Below are 24,663 nucleotides of genomic sequence, written 5' to 3'. Positions count from 1 at the left end.
CAGCCGGCGAGGAACTCCTCGATCGGTGCCATGAACCCGGCGCCGGCCCGGTTGAGCCAGTCGTGCCGCGCCCGGGGCATCGCCAGCGCCCGCGCGTGCGGCAGGGCCGCGGCCAGCGCGTCCGCGCTCACGCCGTAGTGCTTCGGGCCGGCGCCGCCGTAGGCGAGCAGCACCTCCGCGTCGATGGACGCGTAGGCCGAGGCCGGGCCGTCGTGTGCGACCGCGGCCCGGGCCTCGCCGACGACCGTCGGGAACCGCTCGGCCATCCGCTTGCCGATCGGCGTGCGCAGGAACAGCCGCCCCACGACCTTCCCGACCGGGATCGGCAGCGCCGGTCCCGTGTGCCGCAACCCCTTCCCGACGACGGCGACCGCCAGCGGCATGTCGCCCGCGGCCACGGCCTCGGCGAAGGGCTCGACGTACCAGCTCGGGAAGCTGCCGTCGATGCCGACGGCCGCGTCGTACACCGCGAGCCGGTCGAGCGGCAGGCCCTGCGCCGCGGCGTGCAGCAGGAGGAACCCGCCGACGCTGTGCCCGAGCGCCCGCCGCGCCCCGGTCGCCTCCAGCACGCTGCGGAGCAGCGCGACGTCCGCGTCGAGGTCGTACTCGCCGGGCGGCTCGGTGTAGCGGCTGTAGGCGTGCACCGTGAACCGCTGCGCCAGGCTCGCGATGGTCCGCCGGTAGTCGACCAGCCCGACCCCGCCGCCGTGTACCAGCACCAGCCCCGGACCCGACCCGGTGGTGCTGATCGGCACCACCCGCCCCTCGGCCCGAACCTCCATGACGACCTCCTACTGTGAACGTTGTTCGCAGTGTACCGCCCCACCCCCGCGAGTCGGCACTTTCGGGAGGTCGAATGTGACGCTCACGCGCTGCGGGGGTCCCGGTGCCGGCGCGGGCGCAGACCGTTGACGACGCGACGGGAGAGATCGACGCCTCGCCTGCGGAACGCCTGGGCGAGGTCGCGCTCGAGGACGTGGGAGCGCAGCTCGTCCTTCGTGACGCGGACGACCGAGGCCAGCGCCTGATCGGCGATCACGAGGGCCTCGCCCGGGGCGACCGTGCAGAGCACGTCGCACACCACACGTTCGAGCCTGAGCAGCGGCAACCCGTTCACCGGCACGGTGTCGTCGGCGAGGGCGAGTCCGTTGTGGACGAACAGGCCCGGCCTGCTCCGCCGTCGGGTCTCGTAGGTCACCGCGAGATGCACCGGGGTGAGGGGTGCCGCGGCGCACCCGAGGAGGTGAGCAGCGGTCGGCCCGGCGACGACGGAGTCCTCACCCACGAGCAGCCAGGCCGCGGTGACCGAGGTCCACGGATCCGTGGCGCGGCCGGCGTCGACGAGGACACCGGGCCAGGGGCTGAGCGCGGCCCGCGAGCGGACGGCGGAGCGAACGGAGTGCTCGCCGACGGCATCGACGAGGACGGAGCGGCGGCACGCACCGGCGACTCCGAGTTCCCAGGGAAGCATCGGATCAGCGTCCGCGACGCAACGCCGTTCCCGTGGGCTTTCCGTCCACCTGTGGACAACCAGGGTCGGGTGTGGACAACTCGGCGTCGTCAGCGTGTGTTTCGGCCTACCGAAAGTGCCGACTCGCGGGGTCTCGCCCTAGACCGATTTCTGGCTGGGGCGGTTGCGGAGGTCGGTGACGTAGTCGTCCGGGGCGCCCGCCAGTTCCGCTGCGTCGGCGAGGACGCCGAGGTAGCGGGCGCTGGGGGCGCCGCCCTCGTAGGCGTTGAGGACGTAGATCCAGGCCAGGGCGCTGCCCTCGAGGGTCTGGACCCGCAGCCGGAGCTTCTTGTGCATCCCCAGCTCCCCGCCCTCCCAGCGGTCGAGCTGGGCGGCGTCGTGGTCCGGGACGTCGTAGAGCACGACGAAGACCTGCGACGCCGGCTCCTCGACCACGGTGGAGAGGGCGCCCTCCCAGGCGTAGTCCTCACCGCCGAAGGTCAGCCGCCATCCCATCAGCCACCCCGTGCCCGCCATCGGCGAGTGCGGGGCGCGCTGCTTCATCTGGGCCGGGTCCATGTTCGACCCATACGCGGCGTAGAGCGGCACGGGGACAGGGTAGCCGTGGCCCCCGGGCCGGGTCCGCCGGGGACAGGAGGACACGCGTACGGTGTGGCCGGACGACGGGCGGTCCCGGCAGCGGCGTTGTCGGCGTTCGTCCCGGTGGGAACGAGCGAAGGACGTGGAGCACCGTGACCCGGATCGTGATCATGGGCGGGGGCCCGGCGGGTTACGAGGCCGCCCTCGTGGCCGCCCAGCACGGCAGCGACGTGACCGTGGTGGAGCGGGACGGCATGGGCGGCGCCTGCGTCATCCACGACTGCGTGCCGTCGAAGACCTTCATCTCCTCCGCCGCCGTGCGCGTGGACCTGCACCGCGCCGAGGACCTGGGCGTGCTGCTCGACCGCGACACCGAGGGTGTGGACCTGCCGAAGGTCAACGGCCGGGTGAAGGGCCTCGCGCTGGCCCAGTCCGCGGACATCCGGGACCGGGTGGAGGGCGAGGGCGTCCGGATCATCCAGGGCTCCGCGAGCTTCCTCGACGAGACGAGCGGCCGCCAGCCGCACACCGTCGAGGCCCGGCACGCCGACGGCACCGTGGAGAAGCTGCCCGCGGACGTCGTCCTGATCGCCACCGGCGCCACCCCGCGCGTGCTGGACTCGGCCCGCCCGGACGGCGAGCGGATCCTCACCTGGCGCCAGCTCTACGACCTGCCGTCGCTGCCCGAGCACCTGATCGTCGTCGGGTCGGGGGTGACCGGGGCCGAGTTCGTCTCCGCGTACGTCGAGCTCGGGTGCGAGGTCACGCTCGTCTCCAGCCGGGACCGGGTCCTGCCCCACGAGGACGCCGATGCGGCGGCGGTCCTGGAGGACGTCTTCGCCGAGCGCGGCGTCCGGATCCTGCCGAAGGCCCGGGCCGAGAGCGTCGTGCGGGACGGCGACGGCGTCGTCGTGACGCTGGCGGACGGTCAGGTCGTGCGCGGCTCGCACGCCCTGATGACCGTTGGCTCGGTGCCCAACACCGCGGACCTCGGGCTGGAGAAGATCGGCATCGAGGTCGACCGCGGCGGGTTCATCCCGGTCGACCGGGTGTCGCGCACGTCCGTCCCGGGCATCTACGCGGCGGGGGACTGCACCGGCCTGCTGATGCTCGCCTCCGTCGGGTCCATGCAGGGCCGCATCGCGATGTGGCACGCGCTGGGCGAGGGCGTGGCGCCCATCCGGCTGCGGACCGTGGCCTCGAACGTCTTCACCCGGCCGGAGATCGCGACCGTCGGGATCAGCCAGAACGCGATCGACTCCGGCGAGGTCCCGGCCCGGACCGTGATGCTGCCGCTGGCCACGAACCCGCGGGCGAAGATGCGCGGGCTGCGGCGCGGCTTCGTCAAGCTCTTCTGCCGGCCGGCGACGGGCGTGGTGATCGGCGGGGTCGTGGTGGCGCCGGTGGCGAGTGAGCTGATCCTGCCCATCGCGATGGCCGTGCAGAACGGGCTGGGCGTCGACGACCTGGCGCACACGTTCTCGGTCTATCCGTCGCTCTCGGGCTCGATCACCGAGGCCGGGCGGCAGCTCATGCAGCACAGCGACCTGGACTGATGCAGTGGCAGCCCACCGGGAACGGTGAGTTCCCGTACGCCTGCCGCCTCGACGGGCGGTGGTGGGTCGTGCGGGTCAACGCCTTCCCGGACCATCCGCTCTACACCGTGCTGGTCGACGGCCGGTTCGACTCCGACCTCGAGGACTGGCCGGAGGGGTGGGAGCGCGGCTCCGATCCCGTCGACGCCCCGGTGCCCACGACCCTGACGGCCTACGGCAGCGAGCGCGGCGAGCCCTGCGACTGCCCGTACTGCTGACCTCAGCCGTCGAGCTCGGCGTCGTCGACGCCCAGCTCGCGCAGCAGCCGCCGGCGCAGGGCGGCGACCTCCGCGGTCTCGCGCCGCCGCGGCCGGGGCAGGTCGACGGACACGTCGACGGCGATCCGGCCGGAGTCGATCACGACCACCCGGTCGCCGAGGGCGATGGCCTCGTCCACGTCGTGGGTCACGAGCAGCGTGGCCGGGCGGTGGACGCGAAGCAGCTCGCCCACCAGCCGGTGCATCGTCATCCGGGTGAGGGCGTCGAGCGCGCCGAACGGCTCGTCGAGCAGCAGCAGGTCCGGTTCCCGGACCAGGGCCCTGGCCAGGGCCGTGCGCTGCGCCTCGCCGCCCGAGAGCGTGTTCGGCCAGGCCCCGGCGTGGTCGAGCAGCCCGACCTCGGCGAGCGCGCGGCGGCCCCGCTCCCTGCGGTCCGGATCGGTCATGCCGAAGACGACGTTGGGCAGCACCTTCAGCCACGGCAGCAGCCGGGGCGACTGGAACACGATGGCCCGGTTGTCGGGGACGACGACCTGGCCCTCGGCGTCCGGGTCGAACCCGCCGAGGACGCGCAGGAACGTGCTCTTGCCGACGCCGCTGCGGCCCAGCATCGCGACGACCTCGCCGGTGCGGATGTCCAGCGAGACGTCCTGCAGGACGACCCGCTCCCCGTAGGCGCGGCGCAGGCCCCGGACCTGGACGGCGGGGGCCGCCTCGACGGCGCTCATGCTCCCTCGTATCCGTTGCGCCAGCGGAGCAGCCGGTGCTCCAGGCCCTTCACCAGGGCGTAGCTGAGCAGGCCGATCACGGCGTAGGTGAGGATCGTGAACATCATGACGTCGGTCTGCAGCAGGGTCTGGGCCAGCGACATCAGGTAGCCGAGGCCCTGGTTGGTGTTGATCGTCTCGGCGAAGACGAGGCTGAGCCACGCCGCCGCCAGCGCGAACCGCAGGCCGACCAGGAACCCGGGCAGCGCACCCGGCAGGACGACCTGCGTGACGAGCATGCGGCGGGTCGCGCCGAACGCCTTCGCGGCCTCGACGAGGTCGCGGTCGACGCCGCGGATGGCGGAGAAGGTGTTGATGTAGACGGGCACGAACACGCCCGCCGTGATCAGGATGATGCGCGGTTCCTGGTTGATGCCGAACCACACGATGAGCAGCGGGACGAGCGCGACGTGCGGCACCGACTTGAACAGCTGCACCGTGGAGTCGATCAGGTCCTCGCCGACCCGGGCGAACCCGGAGGCCACCGCGAGGGCGGTGCCGAGCACGACGCCGAGGACCAGGCCGAGCCCCACCCGTTCCAGCGAGGCGGAGAGGTGGAACCACAGCTTGCCGGAGACCGCCAGGTCCCAGCCCGCCCCGAGTACGGACCAGGGGGCCGGCAGTACCTGCGGGCCGACCAGGCCGGTGGCGCAGACCAGCGCCCAGGCGGCGAGCACGAGCACGGGCCCGGCGAGCCGCCGGACCGGACGCGGGACACGGAACCGCCGCCGCGTGCGGGCGGCGACCGGTGGGACGTCCACGACCGGCGGTGCGGCCGTGGTGGGCTCGGCCCGGTAGTCGAGGGTCATGGTCGGTCCTCTCAGCCGGCCGCGGCCGGGGCGGGGGTGGCCAGCCAGCCCTTGACGTCGAACGGCTGCGTGATCACCTTCTGCTCCACGAGGAAGTCGTAGGAGTGGGACAGCTGGGCCACCCCGGTGGTGCTGAACGCCTCGTCGGGCAGCGAGCTCAGCGGGAAGGCGATCTTCGCGACGTTCTGGTCGACCTGGTCCACCTGGGCATTGAAGGCCCAGAATCCGTCCGGGTCCGCCTTGATGCTCTTCACGGTGTCGGCGAGGACGGTCGCCCAGGCGGCGGCGAACTGCGGATGGGCGTCGAGGAACTTCTGGGACGCGACGTGGACCGAGCTCGTGTAGAGGTCGGTGTGGTCGCTGGCCTTGTCGATCACCGGGAACCCCTGCTCCACGAGCTGCCCGGCCATCGGCCCGCTCGCGACGAAGGCGTCGATCGACCCGGCGCGCACGGCGGTGGCGGCGTCGTTGGTCTGCAGGCTGCTGATCGGGATCGTGCCGGTGAGGTTCTCCTCCTTGAGCAGCCCGATCAGGTACTGCTCCGGCGCGGTGCCCGGTGCGGCGGCGACCTTCTTCCCCGCGAGGCCGGCCAGCGTGGTGGCGCCACCCTTGCGGCCGATCAGGTAGTAGTCGGCGTTGATCCCGCTGATCGCGACGAGCTTGCTGGCGAACCCGTTGGACCGCAGGGTGAGCGCGGGCGTGTCGCCCTGGGAGGCGATGTCGACCGAGCCGCTGGTCAACGCGCTGTTGAGGGTGGGACCGGTGGCGAAGGTCGACAGCTCGACGTCGGTGACGCCGGCGGCGGCCAGGTCCTTGCGCAGGATCCCCTGCTTGTCCGCCCACCCGAGCAGCCCGTCGGGCGCGACCTTGGTGACGATGCCGATCCGCACCGTGTAGCCGCCCCCGCCGGATCCGTTGCCCGCCGAGGTCGTGCCACCCCCGCAGGCGGCGAGGGCGAGGGCGAACGCGGCGGCGAGCGCCGTCAGGGCGAGCGGGCGTCGGGCGGTGCGGACGGGGCGTGGGGGCGTCATCGGGGCGTCCTCGTGGTGGTGGCGGTCAGGGCGCCGGGGTCGGCGCGGGGGGAACGGCCTGTCTGTGCCGGGGAGGCCGGGTGTCCCAGCCGATCGCGCGGCGGTAGGCGCCGAGCAGGTCCTTCCCGACGAGGAAGGTCTCGTCCCGGTACGGGGAGCCCTCCGGCTCGGGCTCGACCGAGGCGGAGACGAACAGCGCCTCCTCCGGGCAGTACGCCTCGCACATCAGACAGGTCTGGCAGTCGGCCTGGCGGGCGATCACCGGCACGCCGTCGGGTCCGCGGTCGAAGACGTTGGTGGGGCACACCTTGATGCAGATGTCGCACTCGATGCAGCGCTCGGCGCTGACGACCTCGATCATCAGGCGGCGGCCGTCGTGTCGACCCCGGTGACCGGTGCCACCGGGTCCGGCGCCGTCCACAGCTCGTCGAGGCCACCGACGAGGAGGCGGTGCCGGTACCGGACGTCCTGCCCGGCGGCGTCGAGGCGCTTGTGCATGCCCCGCGACTCCTCCCGTGACAGTGCGGAGGTGTACATCCACCGCGCGACGGCGGTCATCCCGGCGGCCTCGCGGGCGTGCACGACGTCCTCGGGGGTCCAGCGCAGGTCCTCGCCGACCGCCCGCCACGTCCGGTCCAGCGTGGCGAGGGACTCCCGCAGCTGCGCGCCGGCACGGAAGTAGTTCTTCCGGTAGGGCAGGACCTCGTCCTGGACGGCCGTCGCGACCTCCCGCCACTGCAGCGACCCGGCGCCCGGGGCCGCGGACCCGAACACGGAGCGGCGACCGGACGGGCCGGAGACCGGGCCGAGCGCACCGGTGCGGGTGAGCGCGTGGCGCGCCGCCCCGGCGCCGGCGATGGTGCCCGACGAGACGGCCCACGCGCCGTTGTGGCTGGCCCCGCCGGTGAACCCGCCGCAGATGAGCTCGCGGGTGGCGACGTCGCCGGCCGCGAACAGGCCCGTCACGTCCGTGCGGCACTCGTCGTCCGCGACGTGCAGGCCGCCGGTGCCGCGCATGGTCGCCTCGGACCGCAGCGTGACCGGGAACCGCTGGGTGAACGGGTCGATCCCGCGCCGGTCGAACGGGGCGAAGAAGTTGGGCTGGCCCCTGCGCAGCCGGTCGTGGATCTCGGCCGGGGCCTGGTCGAGCACGGCGTAGACCGGGCCCTCGTCGAGCGCCCGGGCGATGGGCGAGCGGCTGTGCCAGCCGGCCCCCTCGACGATCGAGCCGTCCTCGTGGGTGAAGGTCGCGTACTGGTAGTACGCGGTCTTGGTGACCGCGCTGAACGCGGGTGCGATCGCGTACGCGCTGGAGAACTCCATGCCGGAGAAGTGCGCGCCGACCTCGGCCGCCATCAGGCTGCCCTCCCCGGTGAGGACGTTGCAGCCGAGCCCGCCGGACAGGAACGTGCAGCCGCCGGTCGCGAGGACGACGGCCTTCGCCCGGACCTCCCAGCTGCCGCCCTTCTGCCGCCGGACGCCGCGGGCGCCGGACACCTGGCCGGCCCCGTCGGTCAGCAGTTCCAGCGCCGGGCTGTGGTCCAGGATCCGGACCCGGGCGCTGGTCACGCGGCGGCGCATCAGCCGCATGTACGCCGGGCCCTGCAGGCCCCGCCCGTAGTTGACGTGCCCGTCCTTGCCGACCTTGCGGGCCGGCTCGTCCGCGGGGAACGGGTAGCCCCACTCGCCGAGCCGGTTGACCTGCCGGTACGCGGTGTCGATCACACGCGACGACCAGGTCCGGTCGGCGAGATGGCCCCCGAGGGCCTCACGGCTGGCCATCGCCTCCTCGCGCATCGCGGGATCCGGCGGCACGTACCAGACGCCGTGTCCGGCGGACGCCGCCGCACCGCTCGTCCCGCAGTAGCCCTTGTCGGCGAGGACGACCCGGGCGCCGGCCTCGGCTGCGGAGAGGGCGGCCCAGCAGCCGGCGGGTCCACCGCCCAGGACGAGGACGTCGGCATCGACAAGCATTTCGGACATGACAGAAATCCCCTCGGAGGGCACGACGAATGGCCGCGCCGGGAGCGGGAATCGTCGTCCCGGGGCGGGTGGGCTCAGCGGATCACGAAGAGATCAACGACAGAGGGAACCGTGCAGGACCATGAGATCGACGTAGCGGCGCGCTACGAGGGGGACGGTCGGCACGCTTTCACGGTGCAAGACGGCCCGGTCTTTGTCAATGCTGATGATGTCGGTCAATTGCTGTGCTTCGGCTCACTCGACCGGGCCCGACAATTGTCCGAACGCCAATCCATTTCTGGCGGGAATGTCCGGACGTCTCGGGCGGTGCGGCTCAGGGTGGCCTCCGGGTCATCCCCGATCCGTGGTGTCGGGCGCGGGTCGACCCTGGACGCATGACCACTCCCGTGCGCACCAGCGTCCCGGTCGTCCCGGTGCTCGTCGCCGGCGCCGCCGGCCAGCTCGCCGACAACCTCCTGCTCGCCGTCGTCCCCTCGTTCCCGGGGATGGCCGCGATCCTCGCCCTGCTGTTCACCGCCGGCGCCGCCCGGATCGTCACCCGCCGGATGGCCGGGTCCGCCGTGCCGCGCGCCGGCCTGGCGATCGGCGTGGTGTCCGCGGGCGTCGGGCTCGCGATCAGCGGGCTCGGGCTCGTCGCCCTCCTGATCGCCGGGCTGACCGTGCTGGCCGGTGTGGCCGGCGCGGTGATCGGGCGGCCCGAGGTGCGTCCCGGCCGGTAGGGATCGGGGCTGACGCGGGAGAGCCCCGGTGGGCGGTGACCACCGGGGCTCTCCGGGCGTGTTTAGCCGGTGTGCGCGAGCACCGTCCGGCAGGTGGCGAGGACGCAGACGTCCGCGGCCGTCGTGACCCGGTGGGGGACGGTCGCGGCGGAGACACTCCGCGCGAACGGCCACTCACCGGCAAAGCGCTGCAGGTACCAGAACACGAACAGGTGGTCCGGTGCCTCGGGATCCGCGACGAACACGGCCGCCCCGGGCAGCTGGGCCACCCAGCGGGCGTACGCGATCGTCGCGAGGGCCGGGGGACGTGAGGATCTCCGGGTGGAGAGCCAGTCCTCGGCCCGGGTGCGCCAGTCCCGCAGGGAAGCCGGGTGCAGGGTGGCGCCGGGGAGCTCCCGCAGGTTCACGGTGAACGTCCCGATCGGGGTCCCGTCGGCGCGGTGCGCCGCCGAGGCCAGGGTGAGCAGGGAGTGCGGGCCGGGGATCGGCCCGTCGGTGTGGACGTGGGTCGTGACGTACAGGGCCTGTGTCGGGGCCGGGCACGCCGGGGCGGACGGGGATTCGGGGGGCATGACGGATCCTGGTGCTCGAGTGGTCGAGGACGTGTCCGCGACGAGCGGTGCTCGTGTCGGACGGATCCGCGGCGCGGTCTTCTGCCGCGTGGCGGAAGGACCGGGCCCCGTGGATGTGGACACACGGGTGCGTCTCGGGTCGCTATGCACTTGTGCAGCACGGCGCGGCCTTGGACGGTCGAACCTGGCACCGGCGATTCAACCCGACGTGCCCTACCAGGTCAACGAAATGTGAAAGGGCCCGGCGTCGATCACGCCGGGCCCTTTTCCACAGGTGTTGCCGGTGTCAGTCCTTGATCTCGCAGATCACCGTGTTCTGCGTGATGGTGGAGCCGGCCTCGGCGGAGAGGCCGGTCACGGTGCCGTCCTTGTGCGCGGTGACCGGGTTCTCCATCTTCATGGCCTCGAGGACCACGATCAGGTCGCCCGCGGAGACGGTGGCGCCCTCCTCGACCGCGACCTTGATGATCGTGCCCTGCATCGGGGCGGTCACCGCGTCGCCGGAGACCTTCGCGCCCCCGTCGCCACCGGTGCGCTTGCGCGGCTTCGCCTTGGCGGCCTGGCCGCCGCCCCCGCCGCCGAACGAGATGTCGCCGGGCAGCGAGACCTCGAGGCGCTTGCCGCCGACCTCGACCACGACGTTCTGCCGCGGCGCGGACTCCTCGTCCGCCTCGGCACCGCCGGTGAACGGGGGGACGGTGTTGTCCCACTCCGTCTCGATCCAGCGGGTGTGGACGGTGAAGCCCTCCTCGGTGGGGGAGGTGAAGGCCGGGTCCTCGACCACGAGGCGGTGGAACTCCAGCACCGTCGCCATGCCGCCGACCTGGAACTCCGCCAGCGCGCGGCGCGAGCGCTCGATCGCCTGCGCGCGGTCCGAGCCGGTGACGATCAGCTTGGCCAGCAGCGAGTCGAACTGGCCGCCGATGACCGAGCCGGCCTCGACACCGGCGTCGACCCGGACGCCCGGGCCGGACGGGTACGCGATCGTCTCGACGGTGCCGGGGGCGGGCAGGAAGCCGCGGCCCGCGTCCTCGCCGTTGATCCGGAACTCGATGGAGTGCCCGCGCGGGGTGGGGTCCTCGAGGACGTTGAGCTCCTGGCCCTCGGCGATGCGGAACATCTCGCGCACCAGGTCGAGCCCGGAGGTCTCCTCGGAGACCGGGTGCTCGACCTGCAGCCGGGTGTTGACCTCGAGGAACGTGATCAGGCCGTCCTGCCCGACGAGGAACTCGACGGTGCCGGCGCCGTAGTAGCCGGCCTCCTTCACGATCGCCTTCGACGCGTCGTACAGGGTCTTGGTCTGGGCCTCGGTGAGGAACGGCGCGGGGGCCTCCTCGACGAGCTTCTGGAAGCGGCGCTGCAGCGAGCAGTCCCGGGTGCCGACGACGATCACGTTGCCGTGCTGGTCGGCCAGGATCTGGGTCTCGACGTGGCGCGGCTTGTCCAGGTAGCGCTCGACGAAGCACTCGCCGCGGCCGAACGCCGCCGTGGCCTCGCGGACCGCCGACTCGTACAGCTCGGCGATGTCCTTCTCCTCGCGGGCGACCTTCATCCCGCGGCCGCCACCACCGAACGCCGCCTTGATCGCGACGGGCAGCCCGTGCTCCTTGGCGAAGGCGATCACCTCGTCCGCGCCCGACACCGGGTCGTTCGTGCCGGGGACGAGCGGGGCACCCGCCCGGGTGGCGATGTGCCGGGCGGTGACCTTGTCGCCGAGGTCGCGGATGGACTGCGGCGACGGGCCGATCCAGGTGATGCCGGCGTCGATCACGGCCTGGGCGAAGTCCGCGTTCTCGGACAGGAAGCCGTAGCCGGGGTGGATGCCGTCCGCCCCCGCCTGCTTCGCGGCGTCGATCACCTTGTCGAAGTTCAGGTACGACTCCGCGGCGGTGTTCCCGCCCAGGGCGAACGCCTCGTCGGCCAGCCGGACGAACAGCGCGTCCCGGTCCGGCTCCGCGTAGACGGCGACACTGTGCAGGCCCGCGTCCTTGGCGGCCCGGATCACCCGTACGGCGATCTCTCCGCGGTTGGCGACGAGAACTTTGCGCAGTGCTGGCACCTTCGGTCTCCTCGTGGTCCGCCTCGCCGGAGGCGAGAACTCTGCGGCGCCAGGCATACGTCGCTCCGGCGCGCTGATTACCGGGGAGTCTAGGAGTTCGAAGGCCGAACACCACCCGGCGAGAGCTGTGGCCTCCGTCATCATCCGGTCACGGCTGACTGTCACCACCCCTCCCCACCCCGCGAGTCGGCATCGTCGGTAGGCCGAAACACACATCTCGGTAGGCGGGGCCGACGGTGGTGGGCCCGTGCGGACGGCACCGGTCGGGGGCGGCCCGGAGCCGGTCGGCAGGGAGAAGGTCGGGACGGGAGAAGAGCGGCCTCAGCGACCTCGGCGGCGGAGGGCGGAGGCGAGCCGGGTGCGCAGGCGCGGGCGCGGCGCGGAGGCTCCGTCGTAGCGCAGGGCCTGCTCCCGCTCCGCGAGCTCGCGGAGGGCGCCCTCGCCCAACCGGTCACGGGCGGCGCGGGCGACGTCCCAGCCGTCCCGCAGCCCGCCGGCGACCGGGCGCCCGGCCAGGACCTCCGAGGCGAACGGGACCCAGTCCCGTCCCAGGGCGGAGGCGAGCAGGGGCCAGTGCCTCGCGGCCTCGCCGGCCCGCTTGCGCAGCAGGGCCGAGCGGGTCGCCGCCAGCCGGGCGGGGTCGAGGCCCTCGGGGTCCGGGCCGGCCCCCAGGAGCGAGTCGACGAGGGCGGCCTGGCGCGCCGCCAGGTTCGTCGCCGCTGTGTGTTTCGGCCTACCGGCTCCGCTGAACGGCGGGCTGTCGCCCGACGCGCCGACTCGCGGGGTGGGATCGGTCATGTCGGCGCGGTCATGTCGGCGCGGTCATGTCGGGGGCGGGAGGTGGGCGGCGGTGGCGAGGGCGTCGAGCTCGGCGCGGAGCTCGGCGGCGGGCGGGTAGCGGCCGTCGCGTTCGAGCATGACGGCGGGGGCGGCGGACCGTTCGCGGACCTCGGCGAGCAGGGTCAGGACCTCGTCCGGGACCGGGTTCTGGTGGGTGTCGTGGTAGAGCCCGGTCGGATCGTCGGGGTGCACCGCCCCGCCGGCCATGTGCACGTAGGCGACGCGGTCCAGGGGCATCCGGTCGAGGACGGCGGACGGGTCCTGGCCGCGGTTGCGGGCGTTGGCGTAGAGGTTGGCGACGTCGAGCAGCAGCAGGGTGCCGGTGCGGTCCAGGAGCTCGGTGAGGAAGTCGCCCTCGGTGTACTCGTCGTCGGGCCAGTCGAACAGGGCGGCGATCGGTTCCAGGGCGAGCGGCACCCCGAGCTCCGCGGTGGTGCGGCGGACGTTCTCGGTGAGCACGTCGAGGGCCTCGCGGGTGCGGGGGAGCGGCAGCAGGTGCCCCGCCTCGCGCCCGGCCGCGCGCACGAACGCGACGTGCTCGCTGACCAGCGGCGAGCCGAACATCCGGGCGCAGGCAGCCAGGTGCGCGACCCGTTCCGGGGCGACCCCGTCGGCGTCCCCCAGCCCGAGCCGGACACCGTGCGGCACGACCGCGACGCCGGCGGCGAGCCCGCGCAGCGCGCCCGGACGTTCCCGCAGCTCCGTCACCCCACGAGACGGAGCTGCGGGCACTGCCTCCGCGACGACCTCGCAGAACCCCAGCCCGGGCAGCCCCTCGACCACCCCGGCGATCTCCGGCCGCCAGCCGATCCCCACCCCGCAGAGGGGGACGCCGGCCGGGGCCCCGGCCGCCGGGCCGCGCTCAGCCGCCGCAGCCACCGCCGCCTCCGCAACCCCCGCCACCACCGCAGCCGCTGCTCCCGCCGCTGTCACCGCCGCCGGACCAGCCCCCGCCGTCGGAGGAGGAGTACGAGCCGCCGCCGTACGCCGCGGCCGCCTTCTGGGCCGCCAGCTCGTCGGCGAAGGCCGGGTCGGAGGCCCAGAGCGCACTCACGCCGAACACCCCCACGCCGAGCGCGGCGGCGCCGGCGCCGTGCGCCACCCAGTCCGGCTTGAGCGCCGGGGCGAGAGCACTGTGCTTGTCGCGCAGGAAGACCAGCGCCCGCTCGCCCGAGCGGGAACGCCGCGGGGCCCGCACCGCGAGCACCACGCCGATGATCGTCACCAGGATCGTCGCGGCCACGAGCAGACCGACCGAGTGGGCGTTCGCCACCCCGGCCACGATCCGGACCAGCCCCAGCGCCGCCACGGCCAGCATCCACCAGCCGGTCCCGCGGACCCGGCGCCGCTGCGCCTCGGTCAGCAGCAGGCCCTCGGCCGCGAGCCGCTCGTGGATCGCCCGCAGCGCGGCGGCCACGGAGCCGTGGAACGGCAGCCGGCGCTGCGCGGTCGGCGCGCCGGCGGTGAAGTGGATCGCGCGCTCGAGGTCCGTCGCGCCGGCCGCGGGACGCCCGGTGGCCTGCACCGCGCCCTTCCCGGCGGTCACGATGGTCCCCGAGAGGTGCATGGCCGACAGGGCCGAGTAGACGGCGAGCTCCGGCCCGCCGTTGAGGTACGCGACCTCCTGCGGCCGGTCCGCCATGTCGCGGGTCTGCCGCGACCGCCGCCCGGCCGGGTCGGCCAGCCGCCGGCGGAGGCGGAGGACGGCGACCAGCACCACCACCGCCAGCACGGCGTAGAGGAAGAGGAACGTGGGTCCGTCGATGCCCCAGGTGTCGCCCGGCGCCGCGAGTACCTTCACTACGACCACCCCCGGATATCCGTCCTGGTGGGACGCCAGATGTCAGGATGGGGCCGTCGCGGCGCCGGGCGGAACGATTTTGACGAAACCTTAGGGTTGTCCGGTTGCGGCCCGGACCTGCCGCTTGATCCGGGCCAGCATGGCCGCCATGCCGCGGATGCGGAGCGGCGACACCGCCTGGGTGAGCCCGAGCGCGGTGTAGAAGTCGTCCGGCACCCCGAGCACGGTCTCGGCGGGTTCGCCGTCGAGCCCGGTGTACATGATCGACGCGAAGCCCCGGGTGGTCGGGGCCTCCGGCGGCGCGGAGAAGAAGAGGTGCACGCGCCGCTCGGCGTCCTCGTCGACCTCCACGGCGAGGAACAGCGGCGACTGGCACTCGTGCACCTGCTCCATCGAGTCCGCCGCGTGCGCGTACCGCTCCGGGAGCTCCGGCAGCTCCTGGCTGAGCTCGAGGAGGAGCTGGAGCCTGTCCTTCGTGCCGACGGCGCCGAAGTCCTCGACCAGCTCCTCCAGCGCCGGGGTCAGGCTCACACGGAGCCCTTCTCGGACCCCTGGGCCACCGGGACGCGCACCGAGTTGCCCCACTCGGTCCAGCTGCCGTCGTAGTTGCGCACGCCCTCGAACCCGAGCAGGTAGGAGAGCACGAACCAGGTGTGGCTCGAGCGCTCGCCGATCCGGCAGTACGCGATGGTCGGCTGGTCGGACTGCAGCCCCTGCTCGTCCTCGTAGATCGAGGACAGCTCCGCGCGGGACCTGAACGTGCCGTCCTCGTTCGCCGCCCGCGCCCACGGCACGCTCGACGCGCCGGGCACGTGCCCGCCGCGGACCGCGCCCTCCTGCGGGTAGTCCGGCATGTGCAGCAGCTCCCCGGAGTACTCGCCCGGCGACCGGACGTCGACCAGCTGGCCGCCGAGGTGGGCGAGCACGTCGTCCTTGAAGGCGCGGATCGCGATGTCGTCCCGCTCCACGATCGGGTACTCCACCGGCGCCGGCTTCGGCTGCTCGGTGGTGATCTCGCGGCCCTCGGCGATCCACTTCGCACGCCCGCCGTCGAGGATCCGGACGTCCTCGTGGCCGAACAGGCGGAACACCCACAGCGCGTAGGTGGCCCACCAGTTGTTCCGGTCCCCGTAGAACACCACGGTGCTCTCGCGCGAGATGCCGCGCTCGCCGCACAGCACGGCGAACTGCTCGGGATCGACGTAGTCCCTGGTCACGGGGTGGTTGAGCTCGGTGTGCCAGTCGACCTTCACCGCGCCGGGGATGTGGCCGGTGTCGTAGAGCAGCACGTCCTCGTCCGACTCGACGACGACCAGATCGGGGTCGCCGAGGTGCTCGGCGAGCCATGCGGTGGTGACCAGCCGCTCGGGGTGCGCGTACTCCGCCAGCTTGGGGTCCGGGTCCGTGGGAGCCATGGCCGCGACGATAGTCCCGCGAGGGGACCGGACGCGGCCGGATCACCTCACGGACGGGCAGTTGTCCACAGATCCACGGGGGAGATCCCGAGCGCGCCCAGCAGGCGGCGGACCAGCGGCAGCGAGATGCCGATGACGTTGGACGGATCGCCGTCGATGCCGTCGACGAACCAGCCGCCCAGCCCGTCCAGGGTGAAGGAGCCGGCGACGGCCAGCGGCTCCCCGGTGGCGAGGTAGGCCTCGATCTCCGCGGGCGTGGGGTCGCCGAAGCGGACCGTCGTCACGGCGGCGCCCTCCACGGCTCGCGCGATCTCCCCGTCCTCGACCTGCAGCACCGCGTGCCCGGTCACCAGCTCCCCGGTCCGGCCCGCCATGTCCCGCCAGCGGGAGCGGGCCACCTCGGCGGTGTGCGGCTTGCCCACGAGGTCGCCGTCGATGTGCAGCATGGAGTCGCAGCCGATCACCAGGGCCTCGCCCTCGACCGACCTCGCGACGGTGGTCGCCTTCGCGGCGGCCAGCAACGTCACCTTCTCCCCGGCCGCGGCGTCGGGGTGGGCCGCGAGCAGGGCGTCCTCGTCGACGTCGGACACCCGGACCTCGGGTGACCACCCGGCGGAGCGGAGGACGGAGAGACGGGCGGGGGAGGCGGAGGCGAGCACGAGACGCACCCGGGGAACCTTACGAACCCGCCAGCCCGTGCCGGTACGCGTACCGCACCGCCTGCGCCCGGTCCCGCAGCCCGGCCTTCGCGAACAGGTGGTTGACGTGCGTCTTCACCGTCGCCTCGCCCACCACCAGCTTCCGGGCGATCTGCTGGTTCGACAGCCCCTCGGCGATCAGCGCGAGCACCTCGACCTCGCGGGGGGTCAGCCCGTCCGGCGGAGCCGGAGCCTGCGGAGCCGACCACCGGCCCGGCGCGGAGGGCCCCGGCGCGGCGACGAGCCGGGCCGCGGCGGCCGGATCGAGGACCGTCTGGCCGTCGGCCGCCGCGTGCAGCGCCCGCCCGATGGCCTCGGCGTCCGCGTCCTTGGAGAGCCAGCCCGCGGCTCCGGCCTGCAGGGCGGGGACGACCGCCTCGTCGTCCACATAGGTGGTGAGGACGACGACCGCGGTGCCGGGATGCTCGGTGCGGACGCGCCGGGTGGCCTCGACCCCGTCCAGCCCGGGCATCCGCAGGTCCGTGAGCAGCACGTCCGGGGCCAGCTCGGCGACGAGCCGCACCGCCTCGGCGCCGTCCGGGGCGGCGCCGACGACCTCGATCCCGGGCAGCAGCCCGAGCAGCGTGACCAGCCCGTCCCGGACGATCCGCTGGTCGTCGGCGAGGACGACCCTCAGGGAATCGTGAGGCTGACCCGCCATCCGTCCTCCGTCGGTCCCGCGTCGAGCCGGGCGCCGACCAGCGCCGCGCGTTCGGCCATCCCGACCAGACCGTAGCCCCCGGTGCCCGGCTCGGGACGCGCCCCGGTGACGTCCGTGACCTCGAGCCGGGCGCCCTCCCCGGCGCGGGCCAGGCGGATGCGCACCGGTGCCCCCGGGGCGTGCTTGCGCGCGTTGGAGAGGGCCTCCTGCGCGGTGCGGACGACCGTCTCCCGCGCCTCGGGGGTCAGCTCCGGCAGGTCCGCGGCCACGTCGAGGGTCGCGCCGGGGTGGTCGGCGGCGAGCGCGGCGAGCCCGGAGGGCAGGTCGATCGGGCCGCTGCGCAGCGCGTGGATCGCCCGGCGGGCCTCGGCGAGCCCCTCGGTGGCGAGCCGCTGGGCCCGCTCGACCTGGGCGATGGTGTCCGCCGCCGCCCCGTCGCGCTGCAGCATCAGCCGTGCCCCCTGCAGCTGCACGGCGAGCGCGGAGAGGGAGTGGGCGAGGACGTCGTGCACGTCGCGGGCGATCCGGGCGCGCTCGGCGAGGGCGGCGGCGCGGGCGTGCTCCTCGGTCGCGCGGGTCTCGCTGGCCTCGGCGAGCTCGCGCTCCTCGGCGCGGCGGAAGCGGTCCCGGCGGGCCATCCCGAGCATCAGCACGGTGACCATCGCCAGGCCCAGGAGCAGCGCACCGGAGGGCTCTCGCGGCGCGACCGCGGGGATCAGCGCGGCGATGGTGGCGAGGGTCAGCGCGAGGGCCCAGGTCCAGCGCAGCCGCGTGCCGGCCGTGACGACGGCGACGAAGCAGAACGCGATCGGCGTGACCCACTCCCGCGCCTGGGCGACCATCAGGCAGCCGCCCGCGGAGAGCGTGACCAGCCCGGCGGGCAGCAGCCACCCGGGCCGCTCGGGCTTGGCGGACAGGACGACCCAGCCCAGCGACGCGAGGACCGCGCCCCCGATCACCAGGACGGTGAACGGGAGGCGCGGCTGGGACAGGAAGGAGGCGACCAGGATGACCGGCAGCCAGGCCAGCGTCGCCGCACTGCGCAGCGGGGTGGGCCGGCCGGGCTCGAGGATCACCCGTCGATCCTCGCGCGGACGGGGGCCGGGGTGCCAGCGAGAGCCGCGGCCCGGCGGCCGATGACGAAGGCCTGGGCCAGCAGGCTCAGCCCGAACGACAGGGTGAGGGTGGCCGTGGTCAGCGCGCCGACCCCCAGCGACGAGGCGAGGACGCCCAGCCCGATCCGGACGCCGATGGTGAGCAGCCAGAGCACCAGCGTGGGGACGCCGCCGCGCTGCATCAGCACACCGCCGCGCTCGTAGAGCCGGACCGAGTTGCCCCGGACCAGGCCGAACGCCGCGGTGGCCAGCAGCTCGACGGCGGTGAGCAGCAGCCCCAGCGAGGTGACGGGCGGGTGCGCCAGCACGAGCGTGTAGAGCCCGACGGCGGTGAGGACCAGGGGCAGGACCGCCTGCCGCCCGCCGGACACGGGGCGTTCGCGGAACTGGCGCGCCACGACCCAGAGGAGGACGAGTGCGCCGACGAGGACGGTGGTGGCGGTGTGCCCGGAGCCGATTTCCATGTCTCGAAGCCTGCTGCGCGGGGCCGCGGGAGTCGTCGGCCCGCGGGCCGATCCCGGGTGGATCCGGGGCCTCCACCCGGAGGTGGAGACGCCCGTCGGCGAGCGGCCGGACGGGGTCGCCGAAGGGACGGGTGTCTTCGCCCCTGAGCCAGTCCGTCGCTCTGGGTCGACCTGGTCTGACCGATCGTGACAGATCGCTCACGACTCGCGCACGGATGATCACACCAGGTCGCCGACAGGACCTTCCACCAGCGCTTTCCGCCGGAACCGTCGGGGGTGCTGCCTATGCTCCCGACCCGACGGTCGCTCCCCGCACCCCCGTCCCGTCCGACGTGGTGCCGTGGGGGGCCAGGTCTCGCGAGGGGAACGCGGATGAGGCGCCTGCTGGACCTGCTGCCGCGGGGCAACACGCTCGACGACGCCGCCTACCGGCGCCGGCACCGCCTGCTCGTGTGGGTGCTCGTGGCCCACCTGCCCGTGCTGTTCGGGATCGGGCTCTGGTTCGGCGCGGGTGCCGGCCGTACCGCGCTGGTACTGCTGGTCCCCCTGGCCCTCGCCGCGGCGGGCCACCTCACCGTCGCGCGCCGCCGGGTCGCCGCCTCGTTCGTCACGGCCGGGCTGGTCTCCTGCTCGGTGATCCTCGTGGGTCTCACGCACGGGACCACCGAGTCGCACTTCCACTTCTTCATCATCATCGGCTTCATCGCGCTCTACCAGGACTGGGTCCCGTTCCTGTGGAACGTGGTGCTCACCGTGCTCAGCCACGGCATCGGCACGCTGGTCGCGAGCAACCTGATCTTCGACCATCCCGACGCCCAGGAGAACCCGTGGCTCTGGTCGGCGGTGCACGGCATCGCCGTCCTGTTCGCCTGCGCGGCCCTGGTGATCTTCTGGCGGATCACCGAGGACGAGCAGGTCGCGCGGGCCGAGCTCGGCCGCGAGCTGCTGCAGTCCGAGGTGCGGCACCGCAAGTTCACCTCGGACATGCTGGTGAACCTGGCCCGGCGCAACCAGTCCATGCTGGAGCGTCAGCTGGAGATCATCGGCCAGCTGGAGGAGTCCGAACAGGACGAAGGCGCGCTCGCCGACCTCTTCGCCCTGGACCATCTCGCCACGCGCGTGCGCCGCAACGCGGAGAGCCTGCTGGTGCTCTCCGGCGAGCAGCCGCCCCGGCTGTACTCCGCGCCGGTCCCGTTCTCCGACGTGGTGCGTGCCGCGATCGCCGAGATCGAGGACCTGGACCGGGTGCAGTTCGCGGTCGACGACCGGATCTCGGTCGGCGGGGGCTGCGTCGCGGACCTGACCCATCTGCTGGCGGAGCTGATCGAGAACGCCGTGCACTTCTCGCCGCCCGGCACCTCGGTCACGGTCCGGTCCCGGCCCAACCCGCAGGCCGAGGGCGGGCAGGTGCTCACGATCGAGGACTGGGGCCCCGGCATGTCCGAGCGCGGGCTCGCCGAGGCGAACGCGATGCTCGCCGCGCCCCGGGAGGTCGACGTCGCCGCCTCGCAGCGGCTCGGCTTCCACGTGGTCGGACGGCTGGCGGCCCGGCACGCGGTCGGGGTCTCGCTGGTGTCGACGCCCGGATCCGGCGTCACGGCCGTCGTCGTGGTGCCGGGGGTGCTCTTCACCTCGGACCGGGACCTGGTCGCCTCCCCGGCCGCCCTGGTGACGACGACCGTGCGGGGCATGGCGCCCCCGGGTGGCACGGCGCCCGCCGCGTCGGCGCCGGGTGGCTTCGGCCCCAGCGGCGGAGTCGGCGTCGGGAGCGGGCTGTTCGCCGCGGGTCCCGAGGCCGAGCGTTGGGCGGGCTGGTGGGACGGGCCGGGCCCGCGGGGCGCCCCGGACACCGGGCGCATCCCGGTGCGTGCCGCCGGGGCGGACGCCGGAACGGGGACCAGCGGCCTCCGTCGCCGGGTCCCCCAGGCGAACCTCGCGCCCGCGCTGCGGCGCACCGACGGATCCGCCCCGCGCCCGCCGGCCGGCGTGCCCCGCGACCTCCAGTGAGCGATCCGGCCGAGCCCCCTGCGCCGGCGGGCTGGTTCGACGAGCCCGCGCGGCCGACCGGCCGTCAGCCACCCCCGGCAGCCGCCGGCGGATACCCGCCCCCGACCGATCAGCCGCCCCAGGGCTACCGCCCGGCGCTGGAGCAAGATCGGGATCCCCTATCACCCGGCCGGAGCAGTTCCGCCGATCGTTCACGCTCCGTGGCGCACTCGGTCAGCCACGAAAGGACCAACTCGCCCGAAAGGCTCACGCGGCCCGGCGCCGTCGACGGACGGGGTGCCGCCGAGAGGCCCGCCGCGCCGCGCCGCGTCGTCCCCGCCTACGCCGTGACCGGGAAGCGGACCCGCGGCGGGACCGCGGACCTGCCCCTCGAGACGCTGGTGACGGCCACCCTCGCGGGCCGCCGCGCCCCGGGCGTCCAGCTCGAGTACCGGCGGATCATCGAGGTCACGGCGGAGCCGAGGTCGGTCCTGGAGATCGCCGGCCTGCTCCAGGTCCCGCTCGGCGTGGCCAGGGTGCTCGTCGGGGACCTCGCCGAGGCCGGTTACGTCGCCCTGTACCGCCCCTCACCTGCGCAGACGCCCCCGCCGGAGGTGCTCGGCCAGCTCCTGGACGGGCTCCGCGCACGCGCGGTAGTCGCCGAGCAGCGTGGTTACGCCCCGGACACGAACGGCCACGGCGTGTCGCCTCGGCGTGTCGTGACCCCGACCCCGAGACCCCGCCGGGGCTGAGTGGCGGAGAGCACTCAGAGGGCTGGACCGAACGCCCCAATGGGTGCAAGGCCGAAAGGCCGTTCTTCTGCCGTCGGTCTGCGTAAGCCTCCCCAGCGCGTTGTGAAACGACGCGCGGTCGCGGTTCGATAGCCCTCGCATGCGACGTCACTCTGAGTCGCCTGCCAGTAGCCGCGTGAAGGGAAGTCAGTCCGTTGGTCGCTCGTTCCGGGTCGGACCCGCTCCAGCAGACGAACCGTCCCGAGGCATGGCAGGCGGGCCGTCCGTCGCGCGAGGTGATGGATGCCGTCGTGTACTCGTGCCAGGCCGTGGCCGACCGGCCCGCCCGGCTCGCCGAGGTCTTCTACGCGCACCTCTTCGAGATGGCGCCCTGGCTGCGGCCGATGTTCAAGGCCGACATGTCCGAGCAGATGCAGAAGATGTCGGACACCCTGATGGCCGCCGTCACGCACCTCGGCACCACGGACACCGCGGATCTCGAGGTCCTGCTCTACCGCATGGGCGGTGAGCACTACGAGCGCTACGGCGTCGAGCCGCCGCACTACATGTACGTCGCGCACGCGCTGACCCGTGCCGTCCGCGAGGTGTCGGGCTGGGAGTACAGCAGCTTCCTCAGCTCGTCCTGGATCTCGGTGTGCCAGTGGGTCACCGGTCACATGTGCGCGGGCGCCCGCGCCGCGATGGCCGAGCGGCCCGTCCCGCCGGCGGCGGCCCCGGCGGCCCCGGTGCCGGTCCAACGCGCCACCGAGACGATCCGTCACGGCCGACGGGCCGAGGCCGCGCGCGGAGGACGCACCCGCACGTAGCACGTTCCACAACACACCGAAGGCACCGACGCCGGGACAGGCCTCGTCACCCGGCGGTCCCAGCCTGCGGTAGAGCAGCCTGCCGTCTTCCCCACGACAGCTGGAGGACCGAAGTGTCAGCCACGGCCGACGCCCTCGTGCACGGGGAGACCCCTGTCCTCACTGATCCCGTGCCGACACCGCCGATGCCGATGCCGGCGACCTGTCCGGTGGCCGGGCACGGCTCCCCGGTCCGGGAGGTCCCGGCGCCGCGGAGCGGGCACCCCGGACGGGTGGACGTCGGTGAGGCCGAGGCGTTCCTGCGCCTGTTCCACGCCGAGATGGAGGCCCCGGTTCCGTTCGAGGTGCGGATGGCCGCGATCCGGGCGGAGATCGAGGCCACCGGCACGTACGAGCACACCGTGGACGAGCTGACCTTCGGCGCCCGCGTGGCCTGGCGGAACTCGGCGCGGTGCATCGGCCGGCTGTACTGGAACGGTCTGCACGTGCGCGACCGGCGCGGGATCTCCGATCCCGGTGAGGTCGCGCGCGAGAGCGTCCGGCATCTCGAGGCGGCGACCCGGGCGGGTCGCGTCCGGTCCACCATCACCGTCTTCGCCCCCGACCGGCCCGGCCGGCCCGGTCCGCGGATCGTCAACGAGCAGCTGATCCGCTACGCGGGATACCGCGAGCCGGACGGCCGGGTGCTCGGCGACCCCCGCACCGCGGACCTGACCTCGGCGATCGTGGCGGCGGGCTGGCAGCCCCCCGCGCAGCGCGGCCGGTTCGACGTCCTGCCGCTGCTCGTGGCGGGCGACGGCCGGGTCGAGGTGCACGAGGTGCCGCGCGAGGCGGTGCTCGAGGTCCCGATCACCCATCCCGAGCTCGGCTGGTTCGCCGACCTGGGTCTGCGCTGGTACGCGGTGCCCGCGATCAGCAACATGCCGCTGGAGATCGGCGGGGTCCGCTATCCGGGGGCGCCGTTCAACGGCTACTACCTCGGCACCGAGATCGGGGCCCGCAACTTCGCCGACGCCGATCGCTACGACCAGCTCCCCGTCGTCGCCACCCGGATGGGCCTGGACACGAGCACGCCGCGATCCCTGTGGAAGGACCGGGCGCTCGTCGAGCTGATGCGCGCGGTGCACCACTCGTTCGACGCCGCCGGGGTCAGCCTGGCCGATCACCACACGGAGTCCGAGCGCTTCCTCTCGCACCTGGCGAAGGAGGAGCGCGCGGGCCGGAGCTGCCCCACGGACTGGTCGTGGATCGTGCCGCCGATGTCCGGCGCGACGCTGCCGGTCTTCCACCGGTACTACGACGAGCCGGACCTCGCCGCCCGGCCCGCCTTCCTGCTGCCCGGCTCCTGATCCCCGGGTCCAGATCCCCGATCGGGATCAGGACCAGATGGTGACGTAGACGGGCGGCCGGAAGCGCGAGGGCGGGACCCCCGCGCCGGGCGTGCGCAGGAGGTGCATCGCGTCCGGGGTGTCGAGGAAGCGGCGCAGCGAGCCCGCGGCGACCGAGCGGCGGTCGGGCGCCAGCGTCGTGGCGTACCAGCAGGTGTCCACCGGCGTGCCCGGGACGTCGACGATCTGCAGCTCGCCGCGGCGCAGCTGGTGCGCCGCCAGGTGCTGGACGCCGGGTGCCGCGCCGCCGCCCCGCGCGGCCGCCTCCCACGCCGCGGTCTGGTTGGGGTAGACGGACAGCCGCGACTCCGGGACGCCGAGGCGGCGCAGCAGCGCCCCCACCTCGCCGTCCGGGTCCGCGCCCGAGGGATCCACGAGCCAGGGCCACGAGCTCGGCGCACCCCGCAGCGGCGCGGCCGCCAGCACCACCAGCCGGCAGCGGAAGATCGGCTCGCTGACGATCCCGAGCGCCCGGTCGGTGAGCGCGGGCCCGAGCGCGATGTCCGCCAGCCGCTGGGACAGCAGCGCGGCCATCTCCGCGATCCCGGCGACGCCCGAGGACATCTCGATCCGCCCGCCGGCGCGCTCCCCGAACGCCTCGGCGAGCGGACCCGCCACGAACTCGACGAGCCCGCTCGGCGCGATGAGCCTCAGCTGCTCGGGGGCGCCCTGGGCCGAACGGACGGCGGACTCGGCCTCCGCGCCCAGCCCGACCATCTGCGCGGCGATCCCGACGAGTCGGTGCCCTCCTGCGGTGAGCACCATGCCGTTCTCGCCGCGGATGAGGAGCTGATCGCCGAAATGCTTCCGGAGTGCGGAGATCGCCTGTGACACCGCGGGCTCGCTGACCCCGAGGGTCGTGGCGGCCGCCCGGACCGATCCCAGCCTCGCCACCAGCACGAATGCGCTCAGCTGGGTCAAGGTCACGCCCTCC

27 protein-coding genes are annotated in these 24,663 nt (G+C 73.9%); 7 read left to right on the top strand and 20 right to left on the bottom strand.

What is annotated here, in order from left to right; all coding sequences use genetic code 11:
• From ABD324_RS33795 to ABD324_RS33785, 3 genes are all read right to left on the bottom strand, one after another.
• The coding region (locus tag ABD324_RS33795; RefSeq protein WP_344426748.1) for an alpha/beta fold hydrolase at positions 1 to 782 on the bottom strand (782 nt) is incomplete at its 3' end.
• An 83-nt stretch (positions 783 to 865) separates the two neighbouring features.
• Positions 866 to 1,471: a hypothetical protein gene (locus tag ABD324_RS33790; protein WP_344426746.1), complete on the bottom strand. Its 606-nt coding sequence runs from the start codon at positions 1,469 to 1,471 to the stop codon at positions 866 to 868.
• 138 nt (positions 1,472 to 1,609) lie between these two features.
• Positions 1,610 to 2,059: a gamma-glutamylcyclotransferase family protein gene (locus ABD324_RS33785; RefSeq protein ID WP_344426742.1), complete on the bottom strand. Its 450-nt coding sequence runs from the start codon at positions 2,057 to 2,059 to the stop codon at positions 1,610 to 1,612.
• A 143-nt stretch (positions 2,060 to 2,202) separates the two neighbouring features.
• Here ABD324_RS33785 and ABD324_RS33780 point away from each other — a divergent pair, with 143 nt between their 5' ends.
• Both ABD324_RS33780 and ABD324_RS33775 read left to right on the top strand, forming a co-directional pair.
• Positions 2,203 to 3,606: an NAD(P)H-quinone dehydrogenase gene (locus tag ABD324_RS33780; protein WP_344426739.1), complete on the top strand. Its 1,404-nt coding sequence runs from the start codon at positions 2,203 to 2,205 to the stop codon at positions 3,604 to 3,606.
• On the top strand, positions 3,606 to 3,863 hold the full coding sequence (locus ABD324_RS33775; RefSeq protein WP_344426736.1) for a hypothetical protein: 258 nt from the start codon (positions 3,606 to 3,608) through the stop codon (positions 3,861 to 3,863). The genes ABD324_RS33780 and ABD324_RS33775 overlap by 1 nt, the downstream gene beginning before the upstream one ends.
• A gap of 2 nt (positions 3,864 to 3,865) precedes the next feature.
• Here the strand turns inward: ABD324_RS33775 and ABD324_RS33770 are convergent, their stop codons facing one another.
• From ABD324_RS33770 to ABD324_RS33750, 5 genes are read right to left on the bottom strand one after another with little or no spacing between them, the layout of a single operon-like run.
• Positions 3,866 to 4,591, bottom strand: a complete 726-nt coding sequence (locus tag ABD324_RS33770; RefSeq protein ID WP_344426733.1) for an ABC transporter ATP-binding protein — start codon at positions 4,589 to 4,591, stop codon at positions 3,866 to 3,868.
• Positions 4,588 to 5,439 carry an ABC transporter permease gene (locus ABD324_RS33765; RefSeq protein WP_344426730.1) on the bottom strand — a complete coding sequence of 284 codons (852 nt, stop codon included), beginning with the start codon at positions 5,437 to 5,439 and terminating at the stop codon, positions 4,588 to 4,590. The genes ABD324_RS33770 and ABD324_RS33765 overlap by 4 nt, the downstream gene beginning before the upstream one ends.
• An 11-nt stretch (positions 5,440 to 5,450) precedes the next feature.
• The gene (locus tag ABD324_RS33760) at positions 5,451 to 6,470 is read right to left on the bottom strand and encodes an ABC transporter substrate-binding protein (RefSeq protein WP_344426727.1); all 1,020 of its coding nucleotides are present in this window, start codon (positions 6,468 to 6,470) and stop codon (positions 5,451 to 5,453) included.
• A 25-nt stretch (positions 6,471 to 6,495) separates the two neighbouring features.
• The gene (locus ABD324_RS33755; RefSeq protein ID WP_344426724.1) at positions 6,496 to 6,831 is read right to left on the bottom strand and encodes a 4Fe-4S binding protein; all 336 of its coding nucleotides are present in this window, start codon (positions 6,829 to 6,831) and stop codon (positions 6,496 to 6,498) included.
• Positions 6,831 to 8,453 carry an FAD-dependent oxidoreductase gene (locus ABD324_RS33750; RefSeq protein WP_344426721.1) on the bottom strand — a complete coding sequence of 541 codons (1,623 nt, stop codon included), beginning with the start codon at positions 8,451 to 8,453 and terminating at the stop codon, positions 6,831 to 6,833. The genes ABD324_RS33755 and ABD324_RS33750 overlap by 1 nt, the downstream gene beginning before the upstream one ends.
• Before the next feature lie 374 nt (positions 8,454 to 8,827).
• On the opposite strand from ABD324_RS33750, the gene ABD324_RS33745 reads away from it, so the two are divergent.
• Complete coding sequence (locus tag ABD324_RS33745) at positions 8,828 to 9,172, top strand: hypothetical protein (protein WP_344426719.1); 345 nt, start codon at positions 8,828 to 8,830, stop codon at positions 9,170 to 9,172.
• A 62-nt stretch (positions 9,173 to 9,234) separates the two neighbouring features.
• Here the strand turns inward: ABD324_RS33745 and ABD324_RS33740 are convergent, their stop codons facing one another.
• The 11 genes from ABD324_RS33740 to ABD324_RS33690 all read right to left on the bottom strand — a co-directional run bounded on the left by ABD324_RS33740 (position 9,235) and on the right by ABD324_RS33690 (position 18,797).
• Positions 9,235 to 9,744, bottom strand: coding sequence for a hypothetical protein (locus ABD324_RS33740; protein WP_344426717.1), 510 nt, complete (start codon positions 9,742 to 9,744; stop codon positions 9,235 to 9,237).
• A 286-nt stretch (positions 9,745 to 10,030) separates the two neighbouring features.
• On the bottom strand, positions 10,031 to 11,803 hold the full coding sequence (locus tag ABD324_RS33735) for an acetyl/propionyl/methylcrotonyl-CoA carboxylase subunit alpha (RefSeq protein WP_344426714.1): 1,773 nt from the start codon (positions 11,801 to 11,803) through the stop codon (positions 10,031 to 10,033).
• A gap of 321 nt (positions 11,804 to 12,124) precedes the next feature.
• The gene (locus tag ABD324_RS33730) at positions 12,125 to 12,601 is read right to left on the bottom strand and encodes an SCO6045 C-terminal-like domain-containing protein (RefSeq protein ID WP_344426711.1); all 477 of its coding nucleotides are present in this window, start codon (positions 12,599 to 12,601) and stop codon (positions 12,125 to 12,127) included.
• 24 nt (positions 12,602 to 12,625) lie between these two features.
• Positions 12,626 to 13,522: an MbnB/TglH/ChrH family RiPP precursor modification enzyme gene (locus ABD324_RS33725; protein WP_344426709.1), complete on the bottom strand. Its 897-nt coding sequence runs from the start codon at positions 13,520 to 13,522 to the stop codon at positions 12,626 to 12,628.
• Entirely contained in the window at positions 13,506 to 14,444 is a 939-nt protein-coding gene (locus tag ABD324_RS33720; RefSeq protein ID WP_344426707.1) for a TIGR04222 domain-containing membrane protein, read from the bottom strand. Before ABD324_RS33720 ends, ABD324_RS33725 begins: the two co-directional genes overlap by 17 nt.
• Positions 14,445 to 14,534: 90 nt before the next feature.
• On the bottom strand, positions 14,535 to 14,975 hold the full coding sequence (locus ABD324_RS33715) for a SufE family protein (RefSeq protein ID WP_344426704.1): 441 nt from the start codon (positions 14,973 to 14,975) through the stop codon (positions 14,535 to 14,537).
• Positions 14,972 to 15,859 (bottom strand): sulfurtransferase, encoded by an 888-nt coding sequence (locus ABD324_RS33710; RefSeq protein ID WP_344426701.1) that lies wholly within the window; start codon positions 15,857 to 15,859, stop codon positions 14,972 to 14,974. Before ABD324_RS33710 ends, ABD324_RS33715 begins: the two co-directional genes overlap by 4 nt.
• A 47-nt stretch (positions 15,860 to 15,906) precedes the next feature.
• Positions 15,907 to 16,527, bottom strand: a complete 621-nt coding sequence (locus ABD324_RS33705; protein WP_344426698.1) for a Maf family protein — start codon at positions 16,525 to 16,527, stop codon at positions 15,907 to 15,909.
• 10 nt (positions 16,528 to 16,537) lie between these two features.
• Positions 16,538 to 17,218 carry a response regulator gene (locus ABD324_RS33700; protein ID WP_344426695.1) on the bottom strand — a complete coding sequence of 227 codons (681 nt, stop codon included), beginning with the start codon at positions 17,216 to 17,218 and terminating at the stop codon, positions 16,538 to 16,540.
• A complete protein-coding gene (locus tag ABD324_RS33695) occupies positions 17,191 to 18,294 on the bottom strand; it encodes a sensor histidine kinase (RefSeq protein ID WP_344426692.1) in 1,104 nt (367 codons plus the stop codon). The genes ABD324_RS33700 and ABD324_RS33695 overlap by 28 nt, the downstream gene beginning before the upstream one ends.
• A complete protein-coding gene (locus ABD324_RS33690) occupies positions 18,291 to 18,797 on the bottom strand; it encodes a hypothetical protein (RefSeq protein ID WP_344426689.1) in 507 nt (168 codons plus the stop codon). Before ABD324_RS33690 ends, ABD324_RS33695 begins: the two co-directional genes overlap by 4 nt.
• A 372-nt stretch (positions 18,798 to 19,169) precedes the next feature.
• Here ABD324_RS33690 and ABD324_RS33685 point away from each other — a divergent pair, with 372 nt between their 5' ends.
• From ABD324_RS33685 to ABD324_RS33670, 4 genes are all read left to right on the top strand, one after another.
• A complete protein-coding gene (locus ABD324_RS33685) occupies positions 19,170 to 20,804 on the top strand; it encodes a sensor histidine kinase (protein ID WP_344426686.1) in 1,635 nt (544 codons plus the stop codon).
• Positions 20,805 to 21,004: 200 nt separating this feature from the next.
• Positions 21,005 to 21,535: a DUF742 domain-containing protein gene (locus tag ABD324_RS33680; RefSeq protein ID WP_344426684.1), complete on the top strand. Its 531-nt coding sequence runs from the start codon at positions 21,005 to 21,007 to the stop codon at positions 21,533 to 21,535.
• Positions 21,536 to 21,813: 278 nt separating this feature from the next.
• Entirely contained in the window at positions 21,814 to 22,341 is a 528-nt protein-coding gene (locus ABD324_RS33675) for a globin domain-containing protein (RefSeq protein ID WP_344426681.1), read from the top strand.
• Between the two features lie 272 nt (positions 22,342 to 22,613).
• Entirely contained in the window at positions 22,614 to 23,690 is a 1,077-nt protein-coding gene (locus ABD324_RS33670; RefSeq protein WP_344426678.1) for a nitric oxide synthase oxygenase, read from the top strand.
• A gap of 27 nt (positions 23,691 to 23,717) precedes the next feature.
• Here ABD324_RS33670 and ABD324_RS33665 read toward each other — a convergent pair whose 3' ends face one another.
• Entirely contained in the window at positions 23,718 to 24,656 is a 939-nt protein-coding gene (locus tag ABD324_RS33665; protein ID WP_344426676.1) for a LysR family transcriptional regulator, read from the bottom strand.
• Positions 24,657 to 24,663: the final 7 nt, after the last annotated feature.

It is taken from the genome of Pseudonocardia ailaonensis (genome assembly GCF_039531635.1).
GTDB classification, from domain to species: Bacteria; Actinomycetota; Actinomycetes; order Mycobacteriales; family Pseudonocardiaceae; genus Pseudonocardia; species Pseudonocardia ailaonensis.
This window is presented reverse-complemented; position numbering and strand designations above follow the sequence as displayed.